The sequence below is a fragment of the Comamonas testosteroni ATCC 11996 genome (genome assembly GCF_000241525.1).
GTDB lineage: Bacteria > Pseudomonadota > Gammaproteobacteria > Burkholderiales > Burkholderiaceae_C > Comamonas > Comamonas testosteroni.
Genome location: NZ_AHIL01000056.1, coordinates 1 through 4496, shown reverse-complemented (window position 1 = coordinate 4496; position 4496 = coordinate 1). Strand labels below are relative to the sequence as shown.

At 53.2% G+C, this 4496-nt stretch carries 5 protein-coding genes; 3 read left to right on the top strand and 2 right to left on the bottom strand.

Annotated features, from left to right (window positions below):
* On the bottom strand, positions 1–1188 hold a 1188-nt coding region (locus tag CTATCC11996_RS23575), incomplete at its 3' end, for a copper resistance system multicopper oxidase (RefSeq protein ID WP_034350247.1).
* Positions 1189–1553: 365 nt separating this feature from the next.
* Between CTATCC11996_RS23575 and CTATCC11996_RS23570 the strand changes: the two genes are divergently transcribed.
* Together CTATCC11996_RS23570 and CTATCC11996_RS23565 are read left to right on the top strand one after the other, a co-directional pair.
* On the top strand, positions 1554–2237 hold the full coding sequence (locus CTATCC11996_RS23570) for a heavy metal response regulator transcription factor (protein ID WP_003062229.1): 684 nt from the start codon (positions 1554–1556) through the stop codon (positions 2235–2237).
* Positions 2238–3641, top strand: coding sequence for a heavy metal sensor histidine kinase (locus CTATCC11996_RS23565; protein WP_003081341.1), 1404 nt, complete (start codon positions 2238–2240; stop codon positions 3639–3641).
* Between the two features lie 40 nt (positions 3642–3681).
* Here CTATCC11996_RS23565 and CTATCC11996_RS23560 read toward each other — a convergent pair whose 3' ends face one another.
* Positions 3682–3966, bottom strand: a complete 285-nt coding sequence (locus CTATCC11996_RS23560; protein ID WP_003055071.1) for a heavy-metal-associated domain-containing protein — start codon at positions 3964–3966, stop codon at positions 3682–3684.
* 297 nt (positions 3967–4263) lie between these two features.
* Here CTATCC11996_RS23560 and CTATCC11996_RS23555 point away from each other — a divergent pair.
* Positions 4264–4496, top strand: a 233-nt coding sequence (locus CTATCC11996_RS23555; protein WP_003081338.1) for a DUF4148 domain-containing protein, incomplete at its 3' end; no start/stop codon positions are given.

The following is a 4496-nucleotide window of genomic DNA, read 5'->3' as shown; positions in this document are numbered from 1 at the left end:
GTCCATGTCGGCTCCAGAACTGCCATGGCTCATGGCGCCCATCATGTCGCTCATACCCAGCCATTCGACGGGATCGAGTGCGGGGACTGGAGCCTGCAGGCCTTCGCGCACTGCTAACGTAGCGCGTGCGTAGCCTGTTCGGTCCATCGACTGGGCAAAAATCGTATAGGCGTCATCACGTGGCTCGACAATCACGTCTATGGTTTCGCCAGGGCCGAATCGGAATTCATCGACAGTCACAGGCTCTACGTCGACACCGTCAACATGAACCACCGTGAGCTTCAGGCCCGGTATACGTACGTCATAGAAGGTATTGCCCGCGCCGTTGACCATGCGCAGCCGGACACGCTCGCCCGGACGGAAAAGAGCAGTCCAATTGCCTGCAGGTGTGACGCCATTTGCGAGGTAGGTCAGGGTCGCAGAAGAGAGGTCGGCTAAATCCGTTGGATTCATGCGCATCTCGTTCCACATCTTGCGCTTGTCTAATGCCGCTGACACGCCATCACGCGATGCATCACGGAAGAAATCAAAGACCGTGGGCTGGTTGTAATTGTAGTAGTCGCCCTGAACCTTGAGCTTTGCGAAAACGCGCATGGGGTCTTCGTCAGTCCAGTCAGAGAAGAGCACGACATGATCACGATCTGCACGGATAGTCTCAGGTCCTGCGGGATCAATGATGATCGCTCCATACATGCCGGTGAGTTCCTGCATGCCTGAATGTGAGTGATACCAGTAGGAACCGCTTTGCTGAACCTTGAAACGGTAGGTAAACGTCTCTCCAGGAGGAATGCCCGCAAAGCTGATGCCTGGAACTCCGTCCATCTGGTAGGGCAAGATAATGCCGTGCCAATGAATAGAAGTGGCCTCGCGCAGCTTGTTCGTGACGCGAATCGTCACCGTCTCCCCCTCTCGCCAGCGCAGGGTTGGTGCAGGAAGCGATCCATTGATCGTTGTCGCCATCCCTGGCTTGCCCGTAAAGTTCACGGCGGACTCGGCGATCACCAAATCGAACTCGTTACCCTTCAGCACCGGAGCGGCCCCGCGGACTGTGGAGCTCTGCTGTGCGAATGCCATGAGCGACTGCGTTGACAGGCCCGCCAGAACGCCTCCTGCGGCCAGCCCCTGAACGAAGCGCCGACGAGAGAACCCTTGAGTGGGAGTGACAAAAAATGGCGAATGACGCGGCATAAGGTGAAATCCTCCAGAGCTTCCAAGAAATTCGTTTTCGGCGACGCTTGCCTGATGCAATGAGCGCTCGATATGTTCAGTATGCTAGGGCGTGCTGAATTTCGGAGGAGTGACTCATTCATTACATTCATGTAATGCTCGCGTCATGTTTGGTGCGACGGAGGGCTTCTATCCAGAAATGCCTTCGATGCAGTCAAAAGGTTCACTCTGCTAGCCACGCTTGATGACTTCCCAGGAAGGAACAACGAGGCAGTGTTGGCCTTTCTATCGCCAGGATTTCAGGAACATTACATTTTTCTTATCTTCATGTCAGAGGGCTTCAAACTCGGCACACTCTTGATCGTCCACTGCAGCGGAGCGAGTACATGAGGATTTTGATTGTTGAAGATGAGCCTAAAACAGGTGAGTACCTGCGCCAGGGATTGACCGAGGCTGGCTACATTGCTGACCTCGTCCCAAATGGCTCAGACGGCTTACATCTGGCTTTGCAAGGGGAGTACTCCTTGGTGATCTTGGATGTTATGCTGCCGGGCCTCAATGGTTGGCAGGTGCTCCAGTCTTTGCGTGATCGAGGACTACATATGCCGGTCCTGTTTCTTACTGCACGGGACCATGTCGAGGACCGTGTCAAAGGACTAGAGCTCGGCGCTGATGATTACCTGGTAAAGCCGTTTTCTTTCGCAGAACTACTCGCCAGAGTTCGCATCATTCTTAGACGTGGACATCCGGCCAACGAAGGTACTACTCTGACTGTTGCAGATCTCGAGCTAGACCTGCTGCGTCGTCGCGTATCTCGCAATGGCAAACGTGTTGACCTCACAGCCAAAGAGTTCGGACTCTTAGAGTTGCTGATGCGCCGACATGGTGAAGTGCTGCCACGTTCATTGATCGCATCGCAGGTATGGGACATGAATTTCGACAGCGACACCAACGTCATTGAGGTGGCCATGCGCCGTCTGCGAGCCAAAATTGACGAAGGCCACTCGATCAAACTGATCCAGACCGTACGGGGAATGGGCTATGTGCTTGATGTCCCCGAGGAGGAATAGGTGCAGCGTCTCACTCGCAAGGTAAAGCTTTCTTTAACGAGTCGCTTGGCCCTCTGTTTCACGGTTGTTGCGGCAGCCGTAGTGCTAGGTTTAGGCGGCCTATTCCTAGTCGTTACAGAAGAGCATTTCGTGGAATTGGACCGAATGACGCTTCAGGACAAGCGCCATTTGATCGAGAAAATTCTCCAGAACACGAAGTCGGTCGATGATGCTCGTTGGCGTTTAAATGAGGCACTGAACTATCACGAGGATCTTCAAGTCCAGGTGAAAGATGCCCAAGGAGAAACCGTATTTCAATCGCCCGCATCCGGCTTTGCAGTGCCGGATCGCAACTCGGCTTCTATCGACAAGGAAGGATCGTTTGGGGTGTGGCGGCATGCAGACGCAGAATTCCACATCTTGAGCTTTGAGACGCTACCGGCCTACGCACCGTCACCATTAAAGGTACTGATCGCAGCAGACACCAAGCATCACATTCAATTCCTCAACGGAATTCGCACAAGCTTTGCCATTTATGTGATCGCAGCAATTTTGCTGTGCTCACTTCTGTCTTGGCTCGCCGCTCGACAAGGGCTGGCACCGCTGCGAGAGATGAAATCACGTGCGGCCGTTGTGACGGGACAGAAGATGAGTGAACGCATGCCGGTCCAGGCTGTACCCGTAGAAATGGCCGATTTGGCGCATGAGCTCAATCGCATGCTGGATCGGTTGCAGGACGATTTTCAGCGACTGACAGATTTCGCGTCTGATCTGGCCCATGAACTACGCACGCCCATCAGCAACCTGTTGACGCAGACTCAGGTTGTGCTGGCATCCAAGCGTGACGCCGCGACATACCGAGACATTCTTGCCTCTAATGCCGAAGAGTTTCAGCGTTTGGCTCGTATGGTGTCAGACATGCTTTTTCTGGCCAAAACTGAACGGGGCGTAAGCCTGCCGCGCAAGGAGCAATTTTCGGCACAGCAAGAATCGTATGCATTGCTGGAGTTCTACGAGGCTGTCGCTGAAGAAAAGCAAATTCATTTGAAGTTAAAAGGCGATGGACTCGTTGATGGTGATCGACTGATGTTCCATCGTGCTGTGAGTAATTTGCTATCTAATGCTTTGCGCTACACGCCGCATGCAGGCATGGTCACCATCGACATTGAGACCGCAGCTTCCTGGACACTTGTCACTGTGGAAAATACAGGGCAGGACATTGATCCCAAAGTCCTGCCCAGGTTATTTGACCGCTTCTACCGAGCTGACCCTTCCAGGGCTCATCCGGACTCAGACGGTAGCGGATTGGGTTTGGCCATCACCCGAGCAATTGCCGAAGCTCATGGAGGCTCCATTACCGCCACTTCAGCCGATGGACGAACTCGCTTCACCTTGAAATTCCCCACTCCGCAGCCGACTTCCTAAGCAGATCAGAAAACAGGCTTTTCTTGAAAGCAAGAAGACACTATCCGCAGCAAGATGTCTTTGCTGAAGTTGAGCCGCAGCATTTCGTCTGCGGCTTCTCAGCATTTGCCTGCTCGGCTTCGGCTAACGCCAATAATTCTGGAGTGTATCCAGCGGTCTGGATGGCCAACATGTAGTCGGCGTCGCTCAGATCGCCAGAGACTTGCACCGTTTTATCTCGCGCATTCACTCCGATCTTTGCTTCATCATCGATCGCCAAAATGGAGCGCTGAATCCGCGCGGCACAGGCACCACATTTCATGTCATTGATGCGAAAAATAGCCATTACGTACTCCTTTAAAGCTTGTGGCTAAAGTTTCATCCTTCACATGATGTGAATGTCAAGTATCTGTCTGCACATGCACTGGAGCACGCTGTGTACGTCAACTACGTTGGTCTTCGCTTTTCGCTTTGGGTTTATTGGTATGCAGATTTGGGGTAAGAGCTGCCGCGAAAAAGCTGACAACAATGTCACCGGACAGACCTGATTTTGTTGGGCTCCGACTCCTAAGATCAACCCATCTTCTCCTCACCTTGATCAAGGTCCAGGAGATGTGTTCATCAACTGTCTTAGGAGCCAACCATGTCTCAAAACCGCATCTCCATTTCCTCCGTACTCGCAAGCGTTGCTGCCGTTGTCACCCTGGCTCTTCCTGGAATGGCCTCTGCAGCCTACGAGCATCCAGCCAACAATGAACAAGGCGTGATCGTGCATCCGCAGCACTTTGAAAGCCAGAAAACCCGAGCTCAAGTCAAGGCAGAGACTGAAGCCGCCATGAAGCAGGGCCGCCTTTCTTACGGTGAAAGCAATTTCCC

What these genes read in the sequence shown, in the direction of transcription:
- CTATCC11996_RS23570 (WP_003062229.1), top strand. Translation starts at nt 1,554, where the DNA reads ATGAGGATTTTGATTGTTGAAGATGAGCCTAAAACAGGTGAGTACCTG.
- CTATCC11996_RS23560 (WP_003055071.1), bottom strand. Translation starts at nt 3,966, where the DNA reads ATGGCTATTTTTCGCATCAATGACATGAAATGTGGTGCCTGTGCCGCG.